This window comes from Kitasatospora sp. NPDC043950 (genome assembly GCF_056435345.1).
The window spans coordinates 19,740-37,560 of record NZ_JBWKER010000018.1 but is presented as its reverse complement, the minus strand read 5'-3'; the positions used below and the strand labels follow the sequence as shown (position 1 = coordinate 37,560).

Annotated in this window: 14 protein-coding genes; 8 read left to right on the top strand and 6 right to left on the bottom strand. The window is 74.0% G+C overall.

What is annotated here, in order from left to right:
- Nucleotides 1–146 precede the first annotated feature (146 nt).
- The 4 genes from AC07BF_RS14490 to AC07BF_RS14475 all read left to right on the top strand — a co-directional run bounded on the left by AC07BF_RS14490 (nucleotide 147) and on the right by AC07BF_RS14475 (nucleotide 4,271).
- Nucleotides 147–1,091, top strand: coding sequence for an aKG-HExxH-type peptide beta-hydroxylase (locus AC07BF_RS14490; RefSeq protein WP_478333425.1), 945 nt, complete (start codon nucleotides 147–149; stop codon nucleotides 1,089–1,091).
- Entirely contained in the window at nucleotides 1,088–2,227 is a 1,140-nt protein-coding gene (locus AC07BF_RS14485; RefSeq protein ID WP_478333424.1) for a YcaO-like family protein, read from the top strand. Before AC07BF_RS14490 ends, AC07BF_RS14485 begins: the two co-directional genes overlap by 4 nt.
- A 76-nt stretch (nucleotides 2,228–2,303) precedes the next feature.
- The gene (locus AC07BF_RS14480) at nucleotides 2,304–3,062 is read left to right on the top strand and encodes a class I SAM-dependent DNA methyltransferase (RefSeq protein ID WP_478317929.1); all 759 of its coding nucleotides are present in this window, start codon (nucleotides 2,304–2,306) and stop codon (nucleotides 3,060–3,062) included.
- A gap of 21 nt (nucleotides 3,063–3,083) precedes the next feature.
- A complete protein-coding gene (locus AC07BF_RS14475) occupies nucleotides 3,084–4,271 on the top strand; it encodes a cytochrome P450 (RefSeq protein ID WP_363585928.1) in 1,188 nt (395 codons plus the stop codon).
- A 70-nt stretch (nucleotides 4,272–4,341) separates the two neighbouring features.
- Here the strand turns inward: AC07BF_RS14475 and AC07BF_RS14470 are convergent, their stop codons facing one another.
- Nucleotides 4,342–5,220, bottom strand: a complete 879-nt coding sequence (locus AC07BF_RS14470) for a LysR substrate-binding domain-containing protein (protein WP_363585927.1) — start codon at nucleotides 5,218–5,220, stop codon at nucleotides 4,342–4,344.
- Nucleotides 5,221–5,344: 124 nt separating this feature from the next.
- Between AC07BF_RS14470 and AC07BF_RS14465 the strand changes: the two genes are divergently transcribed.
- Entirely contained in the window at nucleotides 5,345–6,397 is a 1,053-nt protein-coding gene (locus AC07BF_RS14465) for a bile acid:sodium symporter family protein (RefSeq protein WP_478333423.1), read from the top strand.
- Nucleotides 6,398–6,721: 324 nt separating this feature from the next.
- On the top strand, nucleotides 6,722–7,306 hold the full coding sequence (locus AC07BF_RS14460; protein WP_363627509.1) for a hypothetical protein: 585 nt from the start codon (nucleotides 6,722–6,724) through the stop codon (nucleotides 7,304–7,306).
- Nucleotides 7,307–7,475: 169 nt separating this feature from the next.
- Here the strand turns inward: AC07BF_RS14460 and AC07BF_RS14455 are convergent, their stop codons facing one another.
- The 4 genes from AC07BF_RS14455 to AC07BF_RS14440 form a co-directional block, all read right to left on the bottom strand.
- Complete coding sequence (locus AC07BF_RS14455; protein ID WP_363585924.1) at nucleotides 7,476–8,885, bottom strand: DUF2079 domain-containing protein; 1,410 nt, start codon at nucleotides 8,883–8,885, stop codon at nucleotides 7,476–7,478.
- Between the two features lie 201 nt (nucleotides 8,886–9,086).
- Complete coding sequence (locus tag AC07BF_RS14450; RefSeq protein WP_363585923.1) at nucleotides 9,087–9,536, bottom strand: FAD-dependent oxidoreductase; 450 nt, start codon at nucleotides 9,534–9,536, stop codon at nucleotides 9,087–9,089.
- Nucleotides 9,537–9,858: 322 nt separating this feature from the next.
- Nucleotides 9,859–10,812, bottom strand: a complete 954-nt coding sequence (locus AC07BF_RS14445; RefSeq protein WP_363585922.1) for a Gfo/Idh/MocA family protein — start codon at nucleotides 10,810–10,812, stop codon at nucleotides 9,859–9,861.
- A gap of 52 nt (nucleotides 10,813–10,864) precedes the next feature.
- The gene (locus AC07BF_RS14440; protein ID WP_363585921.1) at nucleotides 10,865–13,471 is read right to left on the bottom strand and encodes a hypothetical protein; all 2,607 of its coding nucleotides are present in this window, start codon (nucleotides 13,469–13,471) and stop codon (nucleotides 10,865–10,867) included.
- Nucleotides 13,472–13,877: 406 nt separating this feature from the next.
- Here AC07BF_RS14440 and AC07BF_RS14435 point away from each other — a divergent pair, with 406 nt between their 5' ends.
- Both AC07BF_RS14435 and AC07BF_RS14430 read left to right on the top strand, forming a co-directional pair.
- The gene (locus tag AC07BF_RS14435) at nucleotides 13,878–14,006 is read left to right on the top strand and encodes a hypothetical protein (RefSeq protein WP_478333422.1); all 129 of its coding nucleotides are present in this window, start codon (nucleotides 13,878–13,880) and stop codon (nucleotides 14,004–14,006) included.
- A complete protein-coding gene (locus tag AC07BF_RS14430) occupies nucleotides 14,003–16,618 on the top strand; it encodes an ABC transporter permease (RefSeq protein ID WP_478333421.1) in 2,616 nt (871 codons plus the stop codon). Before AC07BF_RS14435 ends, AC07BF_RS14430 begins: the two co-directional genes overlap by 4 nt.
- Before the next feature lie 246 nt (nucleotides 16,619–16,864).
- On the opposite strand, the gene AC07BF_RS14425 is transcribed toward AC07BF_RS14430, so the two are convergent.
- Nucleotides 16,865–17,683 carry an SAM-dependent methyltransferase gene (locus AC07BF_RS14425; RefSeq protein WP_400803489.1) on the bottom strand — a complete coding sequence of 273 codons (819 nt, stop codon included), beginning with the start codon at nucleotides 17,681–17,683 and terminating at the stop codon, nucleotides 16,865–16,867.
- Nucleotides 17,684–17,821: the final 138 nt, after the last annotated feature.

Below are 17,821 nucleotides of genomic sequence, written 5' to 3'. Positions count from 1 at the left end.
CCAACTTCTTGCGGGGGTTCGACCCCCCTTCGCGCAACTAGGAACTTAAGCCCCGGGGGGGGGCCCTCCCCCCCCCCCCCCACGTCCTTTGTCCGGGAGGCAGGTGCCAGTCCAGGAGCAGGGACCAGGAGCTGGGAAGGGAGAGCATGGACGTCGAACCGGACGCCCACGAGGCCGTCGAGGACCGGGCGCGGCTGCTGGAACGACTGCGCGCGGTGCTCGACCGGGCGGAGCTGCCGTCACCGCCGGGCGACGGACTGCGTCATCCGGCGGCCGTCGACGCCGTCCACACCGTGCAACAGGCACTGCGGTCCGGTCCGCTGTCCCCGGAGCTGCGGCGGGCGCTGGCGGCCCGGCTCGACCACGTGCCGCCGCCCGTCTTCGGCCCGGCCGAACCGCAGGACCACCTGAGCCGCAGTGTGGCCCGCGCGCTGCGGTCCATCCCGGCCCGCGCCGGCGCGGACGGCGCGCCGGTCACCGCCGACGCCGTCCGGTGGCGCGGGTCCGAGCGGGAGGCGCTGGCCCAGTCCCTCGGCCTGCTGGCACGGGTCTGGCCCGAGGCCGCGGCCGAGGTGCGGGAGTCGGTCACCGAGGTCGCGCTGCTGACGGGCGACGCCATCGACGGGTACACCGACTTCACCGTGCACGGTGCCGTCCTCGTCCACCGCGCGCGGCTGACGGCGAGCGCCGCCGGGCTGCCCGGTCCGGTGCGGTTCGCCGAGGCGCTGGTGCACGAGGGCGCGCACACCAGGTGCAACGCCGCCGCCCTCGCAGAACCGTTCCTGCTGCCCGACCGGCCCGCCGACCCGGACGCGCCGGGCCGGCACACCGACCTGCTGGTCGCCACTCCGCTGCGGGCCGACCCCCGGCCGCTGACCGGACTCTTCCAGCAGACCGTGGTCCTGGCGCGCAGCGTGCTGCTCTACCGGCGCCTCACCGGTCTGGGCCCGGCCGTCGACGCCCGGCACCAGGACCTGCTGGCCTCCGCGCACCAGGCCGTGACCACCCTGACCGCCCACACCGAGACCCTCACCGCGCACGGCCGGCGGGTGCTCGCCCAGTGCGCCACCGTCCTCGGGGGGCCCGCGTGACGGCGTGGACACCCCAGGTGTTCACCCCCTACCCCGACCAGCCGGAGCTGCTGTTCGCCCGGGTCGCCGCCCGGTCTCCCGCATTCGAGGGCACGAGCGCCGCGGACGGCGCGCCGGTGCTGGTGGGCAGCGCCGCCGGGCACGACCGGGACCAGGTCGCCACCGGAGCCCGCGGAGAACTCCTGGAACGCCTCGGAAACGTGCTGGCCGGGCGCGAGGCCGAGACGGCCGCCGAGGTCGTCACCACCCACCGGGAGCTGCGCCGGCAGGGCGTACCCGCGCTGGCCCCGCCGGTGCGGCCCGACGCCCGCCGGCTGTGGGTGCGCGGTCGCACCGTCCGGGGCGCGGAGGTGCTCGTCCCGGCGGGCTCGGCCTTCCTGCAGCACCGCCCCCCGGCCGGCTGCGACGCCGCGCCCGCCGCCGGCTCCACCGGCATCGCCGCGCACCCCGACCCCGCCGCGGCGGCGCGGCACGCGGCCTGGGAGGTGCTCGAACGCGACCTGGTGCGCCGCAGCTGGTACGGGCTCTCCGACCGGCCGCCGAGCCTGCTCCCTGCCGTCCCGCCACCGCCGCTGGCCGCGTTCCTGCGGGCCGGCGAGCTGGTGGCGACCGCGTTCACCGTTCCCGCCCCCGCCGGAACCGCCTGCGCCGTCGTGTGCGTGCACCGGGCCGACGGCACCGGCCAGGCGTTCGGGGCCCGCTGCGGGCCGGCGGACACGATCGGGGCCCTGGTCGAGAAGGCGGCCTACGAGGCTGTGATGGTGCGCTGGAGCATGCGGACGCAGGTCGCACGCCGCACCTGGGAGCGGTGGCACGGCGCCACTCCCCCCGCCACCGCCGTCCAGCACGCGCTCTGGACGTTCCACCGCCAGGACAGCCTGCGCCTGTGGGGTGTGCGTCCGCCCCCGGCCGGTCGGCCCGGCAGCGCCGGGCGCACCGGCCCGCAGCACGCCCTCGCCCGGCACACCGACCCGCTGCTCGTCCTCGCCGGGCACACCGGCCAGGACGTGGTCCTCGTCGAGACCACCGCGAAACCCGCCCGCGACGCCGGGGTCCGGGTGGTTCGCGTGATCGCCCCCGGCACCCTCCCGCTGCCCTCCGGCCCCGGCCCCGGCCGCCCGCACCCCTTCGGTTAGGAGCCCCGTGAACCCCGCCCCTTCGGACCCCGCCCCCGTGAACCCCGCCCCCGTGAACCCCGCCCCCGTGAACCCCGTGCCCTTGAACCCCGCCCGTTCGGGCCCGCCCCCTTCGGACCCCGGGCCCGGCTACGCCACCGAGTTCGCGGAGACGTACGACCGCTGGTTCGCGAAGCCCGGCGTGAGCGGGGCGACGGTCGACGCGCTCACCGCCCTCGCCGGCGCCGGGCCCGTCCTCGAACTCGGCATCGGAACCGGCCGGTTGGCCCTGCCGCTGAAGGCGCGCGGGATCGACGTGCACGGAGTCGACGGCTCCGAGGGCATGGTCCGGCGGCTGCGGGCCAAACCCGGGGGCGCCGACATCCCCGTGACGATCGGCGACTTCGCCGAGGTGCCGGTCGCCGGGAGCTACACCCTGGTCTTCCTCGGCGGCGGCACGTTCTTCGAACTGCCCGACCAGGCCACCCAGGCACGCTGCTTCGCCAACGCGGCGGCGCACCTCGCCCCCGGCGGCCTCCTCGTCCTCGACGCCCACGTGCCCGAAGCCCTCGCGGCGGCCACCGGCCCCGAGGTCGTCGCGGAGGGCGACGACCACCTGGTGCTCTGCCACCGCCGGCTCGACCCGTCGACCCAGCGCTACCGCTCGCACTACGTCATCCAGGAGGACGGCCGCACCCGGCACCTGCACGTCGAGTTCCGCTACGCGGGCCACGGCGAGCTCGACCTGATGGCGGGCCGGGCCGGGCTTCGACTCAAGGAACGCTGGGGCGACTGGGCGGGAGCGCCCTTCACCCGCGACAGCGCCTACCACGTCTCCGTCTACGAACGCCCCTGACCGCCACCGATGGAGAGCCGCGTGAGCCGGACCGAACACATCGAGCCCTTCCCCTTCCCGCACCGGGACGGGCTCGAACCGCTCCCCGAATTCGCCCGGCTGCGCCGCGAGGAACCCGTCGTCCGGGTCCGGCTGCCCAGCGGCGACACCGCGTGGCTGGTGACCCGGCACGCCGACGTCCGCCGCGTCCTGGCCGACCCCCGCTTCAGCCGCGCCCGCGCGACCCGGGGAACGGGCCCCCGGATCAACCGCACGACCACGCTGCCCGACTCGATCCTGGCCGCCGACCCGCCCGACCACTCCCGGCTGCGCCGGCTGGTCTCGCCCGCGCTCAACGCCCGCCGGGCGGAGGCGATGCGACGCGGCATCGCCGTCCTGACCGGCGACCTGCTGACGGCCCTGGCACCGCGCCCGCGCCCCGCCGACCTCGTCGCGCACTTCACCCGGCCGCTGCCCCTGACCGTCATCTGCGACCTGCTGGGGACACCCCGCGTGGACGGCGACCGGCTCGACGCCTGGGACGACGCGGTGCGCAGCGTCACCGCCCTGACGGACGCCGAGGTGATGGCGGCCGTGGAGGAGATGACCGGCTACCTCACCGGGCTCGTCGCCGCCAAACGGGCCCACCCCGCCGACGACATGCTGAGCGCCCTCATCGCGGCCCGCGACGACGGCGACCGGCTGAGCGAGGGCGAACTGATCTCGTTCTGCATCGTCCTGCTCACCGGCGGCTACGGCACCACCTCGGACCGCCTCGCCGGTCTGGTCCACCTGCTGCTGGAACAGCCCGAACGCTACGAACTGCTGTGCCGCGAGCCCGCGTTGATCCCCGGTGCGGTCGAGGAGCTGCTGCGGTACGCGCAGGCCACCGTGGGCGCCAACCTGCGGGTGAGCACCGAGGACGTGGTGCTGGGCGGGGTGACGGTCAAGGAGGGCGAGGCGGTGATCGCGCTCACCTCGTCGGCCAACCACGACGAACGCGTCCACCACCGGCCCGACCTGCTCGACCTCACCCGGGACACCCCGTCACACCTGGCCTTCGGGCACGGCGCCCACTTCTGCGTCGGCGCGCAACTCGCCCGGGTCCAGCTCCAGGAGGCCCTGTCCGGTCTCGTCGCCCGTTTCCCGACCCTCCACGCGGCCGGCGCCCCCGACTGGAAACGCGGCCAGATCACCCGGGCCCCGCGCACCCTGCCCGTGGGGTGGTGACACCCGCACCCCGGGCCGGCCCGCCCCCCGGGGGATCACGGCCGCAGGAACGCCCGGCCGTCACCCCCGGTCACGGCTCCGCCCGCTCCGGTGCGCGTTGCAGGCGGAACGCGTCCGCGAGGACCGCCTGGGCCAGCACCCGGGCCGGGCCGCGCGCCGTGGTGCGCCCCGTGGTGAGGGCGAACTCGATGGTACCGAGGCTGGGCAGGCCCGGCTGGTCGGGCAGCACCCGCAGGCCCGACGGGATCAGGCTGCGGGCGTGCGGCACCACCCCGAGGCCGGCCAGCGCGGCGGCCCGGACCCCGGAGAGGCTGGTGCTGGTGCAGGCGATCCGCCAGGGCCGCCCGTCGCGTTCGCAGACCTCCAGGGCGCGGACCCGGGTGAAGCTGGGCGGCGGGTAGACGATCAGCGGCAGCGGCTCCGCCGGGTCCGTCCGGAAGTCCTCCGCCGCGATCCACACCAGCTTGTCCTGCCGCACCAGTTGCCCCTGTGAGCCGCCGCCGGGCGGGCGCTTGCCGAGTACCAGGTCGAGCCGTCCGTCGGCCAGCTGCTCGTAGAGCACGGCGCTGAGGCCGACGGTGAGTTCGAGGTCGACCTGGGGGTTGCTCCGCCGGAAGCTCCGCAGGATCTGCGGCAGCTCGGTGTGGGCGAAGTCCTCCGAGGCGCCGAACCGCACCCGCCCGCGCACCTGCGTCCGCGCGAAGTAGCCGAGCGCCTGCTCGTGCGCCTCCAGGATCGTCCGGGCGAAGCCGAGCATGGCCTCGCCCTCGCCGGTGAGCTGCACGGAGTGGGTGTCGCGCAGGAAGAGCTGCCGGTCGGCGGCCGTCTCCAGCCGCCGCACGTGCTGGCTGACCGTCGACTGCCGCAGCCCCAGCCGCTGGGCGGCCCGGGTGAAGCCGCCGGTCTGGGCCACCGCGAGGAAGGACCTCAACTGCACCGGATCGAACATCCGGCCATTCTATCCGCTGATATCACGGATCATGATGACAGTGAGTGCCGCCAGCGGGATTCACAATCACCCCGGCGGGCGGCAGGCTGGGGCCATCCCACCCGAACCGCCACCGCGGAGAACCATGCCTCGCCCGAACCACCCGCTCCGCTCCCACCTGCCCCGCCGCCCCGCCCGCCTCCGGGTCGACCCGTTCATCGCCGCCCTGCTGGGCACCGTGGCAGTGGCCGCCCTGCTCCCCGCCCGCGGCAGCGCCGCACCGGCCTTCTCGGACGCCGCCACCGGCGCGGTCGCCGTCCTGTTCTTCCTCTACGGCGCCCGGCTCTCCGCCCGCGAGGCCTGGGAGGGGCTCAGGCAGTGGCGGCTGCACGGCGCCGTGCTCGCGGTCACCTTCGGCCTCTTCCCCCTGCTCGGGGTGGCCGCCCACCTGCTGGTGCCGGCGGTGCTGTCGCCACAGCTCTACCAGGGCCTGCTGTTCCTGACCCTGCTGCCCTCCACCGTGCAGTCCTCGATCGCCTTCACCTCCATCGCCCGCGGCAACACGGCCGCGGCGGTCTGCAGCGCGACCTTCTCCAGCCTCTTCGGCATCGTCCTGACCCCGCTGCTCGCCGCCGTGCTCCTGCACACCAAGGGCGGCGTCTCGCCGGGCACCGTGCTGGAGATCGCCGAACAACTCCTGCTCCCCTTCGCCGCCGGCCAGGTGCTGCGCCGCTGGATCGCCGCCTGGATGGCCCGCCACCGCGCCGTCCTCGGCCTGGTCGACCGCGGCTCGATCCTGCTGGTCGTCTACAGCGCCTTCAGCGCCGCCGTGGTGGGCGGGGTGTGGGGTGCCCTCTCCCTGCCCCGACTGGCGGCACTGCTGGGGGTGGAGGCGGCGCTGCTGGGGCTGGTCCTGACCGCGACGCTGCTGGTCGGCCGCCGGCTCGGGTTCGGCCGGGGCGACCTGGTCGCGATCGTCTTCTGCGGCTCCAAGAAGAGCCTGGCCAGCGGCGTCCCGATGGCCACCGTCCTCTTCCCGGGCCCGGCGGCCGGGCTGATGGTGCTGCCGCTGATGCTCTTCCACCAGCTGCAACTGATGGTCTGCGCCGTCCTGGCCCGCCGCTGGGGCGCGCAGGCCGAGGGCGCCGGGGCCACGGCACAGCCGACGGCCGCGCCGGCCCTCGACCACGTGGCCTGACGGACGCCGCGCGCCCTCAGCGGCCGACGACGTCGACGGCCGTTGAACCACTTCACGGTGCCGAGGTCGACCAGGGCCCGGCGCCCCTCCGTCGACCGGCCGGCCGCCACCTTCCCGGTGTCCACCTTCCCGGTGTCCGCCCGCCCGGTGTCCGCCCACGCCGGAGGGCCGGACCGCAGCGCTGGACCATTCGAGGCGTATCGGCGGGATCCCCGGGATGGCGACGGCCGGAATTCCTCGCGCCGTGCCACCGTCCCCCTTCGGCCCACCCCGCTCCGAGTGCGAGGGCCTCACCCCCGGTCCGACGAAAGAAAGGGAATCCACGTGTCCGTACGCCGAAGCGCCGTCACCGTGTCCGCCGTTCTCGCCGCCGCCCTGTGCACCGCCGTGCCACCGGTCGCCGACGCCGCCCCGACGGCCGCCGCGGAAATCCTGAACTGCACCGTGAACGCCGCCGTCAACTTCAGCCCGCCGCTCTCGGCCGGCCCGGAGGCCACCACCGTGGCGATCGGCGGGACGGTGAGCGGCTGCCTCGACTCCCAGGGCGGCCCGACGGCCGTGACGGGCGGCACCGTCACCGCGACGCTCAAGTTCGGCACGCTCAGCTGCAACCCGCTGACGCCGCCGGCCATGGCGCCGGGTTCCACCGCGACCTTCACCTGGAACCTGAAGGACGGCACGCAGGCGAGCAGCACCATCACCGACATCGCCGTCGTCGACGTCGACGGGGCCGGGACCCTCACCGGCACCGTCACCGGCTCCTCCACCCGCCTGGCCGGGGAGAACCTGACCACCGTCCTCAACATCGACAGCGACCAGCCGATCCTGGACAACTGCGTCGACGTCCTGCTCGGAGTCGGCCAGCCCATCGCCCAGTCGACGCTGACCGCCGACGCCGCCTTCAGCTGACACCAGGCCGACCTGCCGTCCCTCCGCCCCTCCGTCCCGCTGACCTGTCGTCCCTCCGACCCGCGCAGGGCCACCCCGCACGTGGCGGGCCCTGCGCGCGTCGGCGCAACCACCGCACGTTGGCGTCGAGTTGTCACCACGCCTCCCGTCGTCCGACCACCGCCCCGGGTCAGCCCGCAGGGTCGGTGAGCCGGTAGACCGTGATGCCGGCGGCGCTCGCGACGGGGCGGTAGCCGGCGGCGGGGAGGGCGCGGAGGGCTTCGGCCTCGTCGCGGGCGGAGAGGAGCCCGTCCCGCGGGTGGTCGGCTGCCACCACCCAGTCGGGCCGCGCGCCGGGGGCGCCCGGGTAGCGGGGGAAGAGGTAGACCCGGGTGCGGCCGGTGAGTTGGGCCGCGAAGCCGTTGGCGGCGGCCACCTCGGCGCCGTCCGGGATCCGGCGCAGCAGCGCGCTCACCGCGTCGACGGTCGCGTCGCGCTGCCAGGTGGCGGGGCGGGCCAGCTCCGCGAGGGGCTGCGAGGGCAGGGCGGCGGCCGTCACGGCGAGCCCGACGGCCACGGAACCGCGGACCGTCCACCGCCGCAGGCCGTGCCGGGCCCGGAACCGGAGCCGAAGCCGGGTCAGGGCGTCGACGAAGGCGAGGAAGACGATCGGCATCAGGACGGCGCCGTAGTGGAAGTCCGTCCCCCAGTAGGACGGGTTGGTGGACCAGAAGCGCCAGCCCAGCGTCGGCAGGGCGAGCAGGATCAGCGGGGAGCGCAGCGCCAGGAACGCGGTGGGGGCCAGAATCGTGACGACGGTGTGCCACTTCTCGCCGGGCAGGAGCAGCCTGGTCACGGGGTTGCCGGCCGGGCCGTCGACGCTGGAGAGGTAGGTGTAGGCGCCGTCCGGGTTGAGGGCCGGGATGACGACCAGCAGCACCAGGAGCAGGGTGGCGGCGGAGAGCGCGACGACGCCCGCGCCCAGTCGGCGGCGGCCGTGCCAGAACAGGTAGCAGCCGATGACGGCGACCGTCGCCGCGAGGTCCTCCTTGACCAGCAGCAGCGGCAGGGCGAAGCCGACCGCCGACCGCCACTGCCGGAGCATCAGCCGCTCCAGAGAGAACGTCAACAGTGGTACGGCGAAGGCGATTTCGTGGAAGTCGAAGCCGACGGCCTGTTGCAGGCCGACCGACAGCCCGTACGCCACCCCGATGCCCGCGCCCGCCCACCGGCCGACCGCCCGCACCGCGGCCCTGGTCACGGGGACGGCGGACACGGCGACCAGCGCCGCCTGGGCGACCAGCAGGGTGAGCGCGGAGGGGAAGACCCGGTAGAACGGTGCGAGGGTGGCCAGGATCGGGTGGAAGTGGTCCCCGAGCAGGTGGAAGCCCGGCCCCTTCAGCTCGGAGACCGGCGCGCGGCCCTCGGCGTAGCCGCGGACGGCCTGCTCGAAGATGCCCAGGTCGAAGCCGTTCGTCCGCAGGTGCAGGTGACGGGAGACGGACAGCGCGGTGTAGGCGGCGAACAGCACGGCGGCGAGCGCCCAGGGCAGCAGGGCCGCACCCGCCCCCTCGGCGGCGGGCCGCCGCCGTTCGGGCACGGGCCGGGTCTCGGCCGTGGCGCGGGCTGCACGGATCGGGCTCAGGGGCAACGGGGGCTCACTTGCGACGAGGCGGACGGGGGAGTGACCCCAGAAGCCTCCGACCAACCCGCTGAAGATCCGCTGAAGAAGTCTGAGCACACCTTCAGGAACCGTGACGCCCCCGTGCCCGCGTACGCGGGTGCGCTCGCGTGCGCGCGGTCAGGACACCGGTGCGCGGGGGGCGAAGTCCGGCAGGCGTTCCAGGCTGTCGGCGACCGCCGCGAAGCCGTAGTCGATCATCCGCCGCTCGTACCCGGCGACGGCGGTCAGCCCGGCCAGCAGCAGCTGGCGCAGCACGTGCCGGTCGACGGCGGTTCCCCCGTCCACCGCGCCGAGCCGGCGCAGCTCGCGCAACTGCTGGTCGACCACGCGCCGCTCGCCCGCCATCGGGCCCGTGACGGCCTCCAGCAGGGGGTGCAGCCGCTGCGGCAGGCACTGGCGCAGCGCGGCGCGCCCGTGCTCGTTCAAGCCGATCCGGAAGCCCTGGTACCGGCTGTGCGCCCCCTCCTCCCGCTCAAGGACCCGCACCTCCACGCCGGCCCGGAGCAGCCCGTGCGCCAGGCAGAGCCCCCCGAGCCCGGCCTCGGCCACCAACACCTTCGTGCCCACTCCCCCGTCTGTCGCGTGCCCTGCGGTCACCGCCCGCGATCCGCCGCGATCCGCCGTACCGCCAGCCTCCCCCACCGGCCTGGCACTTCGTCAGTGATCTTTTTTTCCCGAACCACATGACAACTGTCACTGCGCACGGCCCACCGGCCGGAGGCCCCGCAGGCCCCACGCGCAGACCGTCCGGTGACTGGAGGCGAACCGCCGGGCCCTGCGGCTCTCCAACCGCCACGACCGGCCCGAGGAAGGAGGCCGCCGACCAGGTCGGCGAGTTGACCCCCTGGTAGCGCCCGCGGGTGCTCGTCGCAACGTCCCGCCCCGGGGACTACTCCGCGCCGGGCGCCGCGTGATGGATCTCGGTGATCCTCGCAGCCGCGTCGAACCCGAGGACCGGGTCGGGGCGGTCGGAGAGCAGGCTCTCGTACAGCGGCCGGTAATGGGCCACCTTCCGGGCCGTCCGACCGTCCGTCCCGAAGGCGGCGAGCAGGTCACCGTCCCGGGCTGCGAAGCCGGTCATGGAGGTGTGGTCGATCCACACCTCCACGCCCGCCCGGCCGAAGACCAGACTGCTCTCCTTGCTGCTGGAGCCCGTGAGCCAGCTGCTGCGCAGACGTGCGGTGCCCGACTCGCCCCGGGACCGGTACTCGGCGATGCACCACGCGCTGGCGCCGCCGTCCAGTTGCCGGGCGGAGGTGAGCGCCGTGAGGTCGACCAGGCGGGTGAGCATGCTGAGCTGGTTCACCCCGGAGTCCATCCAGCTGGAGCCGTAGGACTCGTAGGCATCGGTGCCCTTGAGGACGTAGGGGTCGTAGAACGCGGAGGTGACGGCCGTGACGGGCCCCCACTCGGGGTGCTCGGCAAGCAGTTCCGCCGCCCAGCCGACCTCCGGAGAGAAGGCGAAGTGGTGCGCGGTGAACAACCGGCCCCGCACGTCGACCGCTTCGTCCAGCGCGCGGATCCGCCCGAGCGAGGCGAGGTCGTGGACGAGGGGTTTCTCGACCAGCACCTTGGCCGTGGAGAGCCGGAGAGCCTGGGCCGCCAGCTCCGCGTGCGTGTGCGTGGGAGTGGCGAGCACGAGCAGATCGGGTCGGTGCTCCGCGAGCGCGTCGTCCAGGCCGGCGTAGTGACGCGGGGTGGTTCCACGGAACGAGGGCGGTTCCGGCCGGTTCGGATCGACCGTGAACTCGACCAGTACATCGGCCCGTTCGGCCAGGACTGTGAGATGGGTCTGTGCGATGGTGCCGACGCCGACGAGGCCGACGCTCACGAGGTCAGTCATCAAACTCTGCTTTCTCCGGACGACTCGGCCGAGGTGCGGGGGCCGGGGAGAGTCATCGACGTGTCACCACCGCTGCCCAGCGACCCAACGACGCGACGGGGCCGTCCACCCAGCCGACGGCAGGCAGGTGCTCCGCGGCTGCGAGGGAGCCGTCGATCCAGGAGGTCGCGATGGGAACCCAGTAGGTGTTGCCTCCGGACGTACGGGTGCGCGCATCGAGCTCGGATCGCGTGCGACGAGCACCCTCGTGGTCACCGGCGAGGACGCCGAGGAGGATCTCGGCCACGTCCGCCAGGTTGTGGCCGCCCCGGTAAGCGATCCCGTCCGCAAGATGCCGGGTGTCTCCTACTGCGGACCGGGCAGCGCCGACGTCGCCGGCCATGGCGTGGGCCACCGCCTCGGCGGACCGGAGCTTGACCAGTTCGACGGGGTTGGGCACCAGGTCGAGCAGTTCCCGGGCCCGGCCCGCCGCGTCGGCGACGGCTGCCGTGTCCCCGGACCAGCAGGCGGTCTGCGCCAGGTTGGCGAGTGCCTTCGCCTCTGCGGCGGCCAGTCCCTCGCGCCGCGCCAGGCCGATCGCCTCGTGGTAGACGGAAGTCGCTTCCTCGAAGCGGGCGTTGACCCGCCAGATGTGCCCGGTCAGCCGGAGCCGTTCGCCTTCGTCCTCCGGGCCACGGACCGGTTGTTCATGCAGGGAGGCGAGAGCGGCCGCGAACCGCCCGTTGAGGTAGTCGAAGTCGCTGAGCCAGTAGCGGGCGGCCGCGTCGAACTCGCCCCCCACCAAGCCCCGGTAGATCTCCGCGGCCTGCGTGTAGTCGCCGTGGTTGCGCAGGGCGTGGGCGAGGTGGATGCGGACCAGCTGTGCCGTTCGGCCACCGTGCCGCACGCCTCCGGCCGCGCCGCCGAGCAACTCGATCGCCTCCTCGACGCGGCCGGTCCGGCGGAGCTGGACTCCCCGGATGGCGGCCCGGATCGCCCGGTACTCGGGGAGGCCCACCGGGGCGCCGGTAAGACCGGCTCCGAGCTCCGACCACTGGCCGGCCTCGACGAGTCGCTGCGTGGCCAGCGCCATCCAGTCGTCGAAGACACCGTGCTCGGCAGAGAGCTTGAGCCCGGTTTCGAGGGCTTGCGCCGTCGCCACCCGCCCGCCGGAGGCGCCCAGGCGTTCGCCCAGCCAGCTCAGCAGCCGGGCGGCGACCTCACTGCGGTCACGATCCGACCAACCGTCAGGAAGCGTCCGGTCCGCCTCGCCGATGGCCTGCCGCAACGCCACGTGCAACGCGTACGGGAACGCATAGGCGTCGTCGTGTGTCAGGAACGGTCGGCGAAGGAACCGTGCCACGCTCCCGTCGGAGACTCCGGGTTGACCGGCGCGCAGCAGCTCCGCGCCCACCCGGTCGGTGAGCGCGGCTGTTCGGACCAGGTCGCGTTCCTCCCGGGGGAGGTCCCTGATCGACCGGGTCGCGACGGCTGTGAACGAGCCGCCGAAGTCCGCCACGGAAGGTTGCCCACCGCGTGCCAGCAGGGCGGCGCAGTGGGAGACCGACAGGTCCAGGTACAGGGGAAGCCCCTGGCCGCCGGAGATGACGCGTTCCCGGATCTCCGCCGACATCGCGGGCTCACCGTCCCGGACGAGGGCCTCACGGAGATAGCTGTCCGCGTCGGAGTCCGACAGGTACCCCACGAGGTGCTGCCGTGGTTCGGCCGTGTCGTTGCTGAAGTGCAGATGGGGCCAGCACTCCGGGCCGGTGAAGTCCAGCTCGCCGCCCGCACCCGAGTCGGCCCAGTCGATCCGGTTCCGGCCGGTGATGACGAACAGCACGTTCGGCATCAGATAGGCGCAGCGCTGGACGAACCGTTCCACTGCGCGATCGGCCTGACCGTTGACCACCTCGAAGGTGTCGAGGAAGACGCACACCCGGGGCCGCCGGCCCGGCCGACCGCCCCGGGGCTGCCGTTCCAAGTCCCAGGCCAGCAGGTACGGGAAGTACGAGAGCGTCTCGTAGTCGGCGTCCGCCTCGACCAGTTCGGCGAACAGATCGCAGTCGGCCAGCAGCCGGCCCTCCCGCACCCGGTCCCGGACAGCGCGGTACGTGACCAGCGCGGCCCGGTGGGCCAGTCCGGTCAGACCTCCCAGACCACCCGGGTCGACCTGCTTCACGGCCTCCGCGATCTGGTCACCCAGCGCGATGCTCCGCGAGGCGCGCCGCAGCGCCGGCGAGGCGTCCAGGAACTCCTGCAAGGCCTCGCCGGGGTGGGCGCGAGCCCAGTAGGAGGCCAGTGCCAGGTCGAAGGCCGGCCAACGGCTCCCCAACTGGCCCAGGGCGGCCCTCAGACGCAGCAACAGGCTCTCGATGTCGCCGGCGCCCTCCTCCGAGAGATCGATCCGCACGGTCACCACGTCGTCGCGCTCCTTCTCCCGCGCTTCGGCGAGGAGGCGGCGCTCCAGCTCGTGGGAGAGCGTCGTCTTGCCTATGCCACCCACGCCGTAGAAGGTCAGCACATTGCGGCGGCCCTGCCCGCGGTCCACGACCGGCGAGACCTCGGCCTCGTCCAGCATCCGGTGAAGCTCGTCGACCGACCGGGCGAATGCGGCCACTTCGTCGACCCGGTTGGTGAAGACCTGCTGAGCCGTGACGGTGGACGAAAGGCCGCTCATGAATGCAGCCCTCAGGTTCACCCGTGCCATGCGGCCTCCAGACGTGCGTCGAGCCACGGTCGGTTCGGCGGCATCTCCCGTGACAGGATGCCGTGCTGAAATCTTGTCAGTGATTGCTGCGGCGCCACAATCTCGTCCATGGGGATTTCAGACGGCCGACCCCGTGCGTTCCTCGGCCACGACGATGGGGCGCGGCGGGGCCTCGGGTAGGCTCCCCGAGCATGTCTCAACCTGCGTGGCGTGCCGCATCCGCCGACTGGTCGATCCGTTGGGGTGCGGCGTCGAGGAGTTACGGTTCGTCAAGGAGCCTGATACCGGCGCTGGATGTCGTACGCGTCGGACTGGATCGTGGCGCCCGCACTCCCGGAGTGGGACCGTCCGATTCCGGCAGGAGTGCCTTTCCCGGGTGTGCAGCCCGATGACCACGCCGACCGTGGAGGAGATCGGCACGCCGCCGTTGCGGCTCGCGGGCGAGCCGCGCCGGCACGCCTCGGGGCAGGTCCCGGCGCGCGTGACGTACCTGGGCGCGCGGTGATCCGCCGCATCCGACGGCTGGTCCGCCTCGTGGTGCCGGACCGCAAGGGCCTGTCGCTGGCCTGGAGCACGATCAGGGGGCGCAAGGGCGGCTTCGTCGGCTCCTTCGTCGCGATCGCCGCGGGCTCGGCGGTGATCACCGCCTGCGGGATCCTGCTGATGTCCGGGCTCAGCAGCGGGGTGGCCCCCGAACGCTACTCGGGCGCGGCGGTGGTCCTCGGCGGAGAGCAGTCGTACTGGCTGGACGAGAGCTCCGAGGTCCGCTACAGCGAGCGCGTCACGCTGCCCGCCGACAAGGTCGCCGCCGTCGCCGCCGTGCCCGGTGTCCGCTCCGCCGTCGGCGATGTCGACGTCGAGGTCGGCGTGCTGGCCCCGGACGGCCGCGCGGTGGGCGGCCCGGACGGCTTCCCCGTGGTCGGGCACGGCTGGTCCGCCGCGGTGCTCGGGCCGTTCGCGGTGCGCGCGGGCAGCGCGCCCGCCGGGCCCGACGAGGTCGTACTCGACGCCGGGCTCGCCGCGCGCGCCCACGTGTCGCCCGGCGCGACGGTGCGGCTCGTGGTCGGCTCGGTCGCGTCGCCGTACCGCGTGGTGGGCGTCGCCGCCCCGCCGGGGGGCGAGTTGGGCCGCCAGTCCGCGGTGTTCTTCACCGACGGCCGGGCGGCCGAGCTGTCCGGCCGTCCGGACCGGGTGGACGCGATCGGTGTGCGGGCCGGGCCCGACGTCACCCCGGAGCAACTGGCCGGCAGGATCACGGCCGCCGTGCCGGGCGTGGTGGCCCACACCGGCGCGGAACGCGGCAACGTGGAGTTCTTGGACGTGGGCGACGCCCGCAGCCTGGTGGTCGAGACGTCGGCGTCGTTCGGCGGCACCATGGTGCTGATCGTGGTGTTCGTGGTGGCGAGCACGCTCGCGCTGTCGGTGCGGCAGCGCGGGCGCGAACTGGCCCTGCTGCGTGCCATCGGCGCGACGCCCCGGCAGATCCACCGGATGATCGGCGCCGAGATGACCCTGGTGTCGTTGGCGGGCGCCCTGGTCGGCGCGATCCCCGGCGTCGTCATCGCGTTCGTGATGCGCGGCGTGTTCGTCCTCGCGGGCGCGATGCCCGCGGACTTCCGGATGGACGTGGGGTGGCTGCCCTTCCTCGCCTCGCTGGTGCTGTGCATGACCAGCGCCCGGCTCGGCGGCTGGCTGGTCGCGCGCCGGGTGTCCGGGACCAACCCGGTCGAGGCGCTCGGGGACGCCGCCGTCGAGCCCGGGAGGATCGGCCGGGTCCGGTTGGCCATCGGCTTCCTGCTCGTCCCGCTCGGGCTGCTGCTGACCTCGGGCGAGGTGGCGGTGTCGGGTGACTCCGCCGCCGACACCGCGGCGAGCGCGGTCCTGTTGTTCGTCGTGGCGCTGGGGTGTGTCGGCCCGCTGCTGATCAGAGGCGCCGTCGTGCTGTTCGGCCCGCGCCTGAACCGGCAGTCCAAGGCCCCCGGCTTCCTCGCCCAGGCCAACGCGCGAGCCGATGCGCGGCGACTCGCTTCGGCCGTCACCCCGCTGGCCATGGGCGTGACCCTGGCCGCCGTGCAGGTGTTCGGCGCCTCCACGACGATCGCGGCGTCGCAGGAGCAACTCGACGCCGGCCTGCGGGCCGACCACGTGCTGACCTCGTCGTCCGGCGCCGGGGTGTCCCCGGAGGTCGTGGACGGCGTGCGCGGCGTGCCCGGCGCCGCCGTGGCGACGCCGGTGGCACGGATGCGGGTGCTGCTGACGTTCCCGTCCGAGGACAGCACCGCGACCAAGGTCTTCGCCGCCCAGGGCGTCGCGCCCGAACGGCTCTCCGAGACCATGGACCTCAAGGTGGTCGAGGGCGACACCGCGGAACTGCGCGGCGAGACGGTGGCGTTGAGCCGGGCCGTCGCGGACACCGTCCATGCGCAGCGCGGTGGGACGGTCGACCTGCGGCTCGGCGACGGCACGGCGGTCAGGCCGAGGGTGGTGGCGGTCTACGAGCGGGGCTCGGGCTTCGGGGACGTCACCCTGCCCAACGACCTCGTCGTCGCGCACACCACCGCGCGGGTCGACACCGCCGTGCTGGTCAGGTCCGCGGACGGGACCGACCCGAAGGCGCTCGCCGACGCGCTGCGCGGCGCGGTCGGACGCTACCCGACGGTCCAGGTGGGCGGCCAGGAGGCGTTCAAGGCCGCGCCCGGGGGCGGCGGTTCGGGTGACTGGGCGCTCAACCTCCTGTTCCAGACCGTGCTGTTGGGCTACATCGCCATCGCCGTGGTGAACACCCTGGTGATGGCGACGGCGGCGCGGGTGCGCGAGTTCGCGATGCTGCAACTCATCGGCGCCGACCGGGCCCAGGTCCGCGCGATGATGAACGGCGAAGCCAGGATCGTGGTCTTCTCGGCGCTGCTGTTCGGTCTGCTGGCGACGATCCCGCCCCTGGTCGGCATCAGCCTCGGGCTGACGGAGTCACCCGTTCCGTCCGTCTCCCCCTTCGGCCTCGTCGGCCTCGTCGCGATCGTGGCGGTCACCGTCGCGCTCTCCTGGGGTTCGATCGCGGTGGCCACCCGGTCCGCCCTGCGGTCGGCCCCGGTCGACGCGATCGGCGGGCGCGGGTGAGCCGCCCGGCGAGCGGCTGATGCGGCCCGCCGACCGCTCACCGCCGACCGCTCACCGCCGACCGCCGACCGCCGACCGCCGACCGCCGACCGCCGACCGCTGACCGCTGACCGCTGACCGCGACTGACAACGACTCCTGCCGCCACCGGCGGTGGGCGTACCCGGGTCCCGGAATGCCGATGTACGGGCTTGAACATCCGGGCTTCGAAGCTGCCAGACTGGAAGCTGCCGGACTGGGAGAACGGCTCAGGGGCGGATGGCGACGGCCCCGTAGCAGGAGGCCGCTGCGTCGGTGATGTGCTCGGTGTCGTCCGCAGGCGCCGCCGGGTGCCAGCGCGGAGTGGCCGCGACGCCCGGCTCCAGGAGGTTCCAGCCGGTGAAGAACTGCGCGAACTCGTCACGGGTGCAGGCGGCGACGGGGGTTCCCGCGGCGGTGTAGACCTGGATGAGCCGAGCGGTCTCCTCGGCGGCGAAGTCCTGCGTGAAGTGGCTGACCACCAGCGCGGAGCCGCTGGGCAGCTGTGCCTTGAGTCCTTCGGTGATCCGCTGGGCATCGAACGGCACGAAGTGCAGCAGGGCGTTCATGCTGAGCGCGATCGGCTGGGTGAAGTCCAGGATCGCCCGGGCCGAGTCCAACAGGTCACCGGGCTCGCGCACATCGGCCTGCACGTAGGCGGTGACGCCCTGCTCGGTGCCGCGCAGGAGCGCCTGAGCGTGGAGGAGCACGATCGGGTCGTTGTCGGCGTAGACGACCTTGGCGTCCGGTGCGACCGACTGCGCGACCTCGTGCAGGTTCGGCGAGGTGGGGATCCCGGTGCCGATGTCGAGGAACTGTCGGATCCCGGCCTCGGCGAGCAGTTGCGTCGACCGGCGCATGAAGGCACGGTTGGCGCGCGCGGCGGAGCGGGCGTAGGGGAAGACCGCCAGGGCCCGGCCGGCGGCCTCACGGTCGGCGGGGAAGTTCGTCGTGCCGCCGAGGTAGTAGTCGTACATCCGTGCCGAGTGGGCCAGGTGTATGTCGAGGTTGACCTCTACGTCGTCGGTCCTGGCGGTGCCGTCCGTCATGCGTTCCCCCTGATACGTCATCGACTCGCCCTGCGCAGGACAGGACCGATCCGCGCCCGTGCCACCGTGGCGAACGGTGGCGGACCCTGGCGCGGCCCCTTCCACTATGCCCACACGCCCGAACGGCCAAGCAAGGGC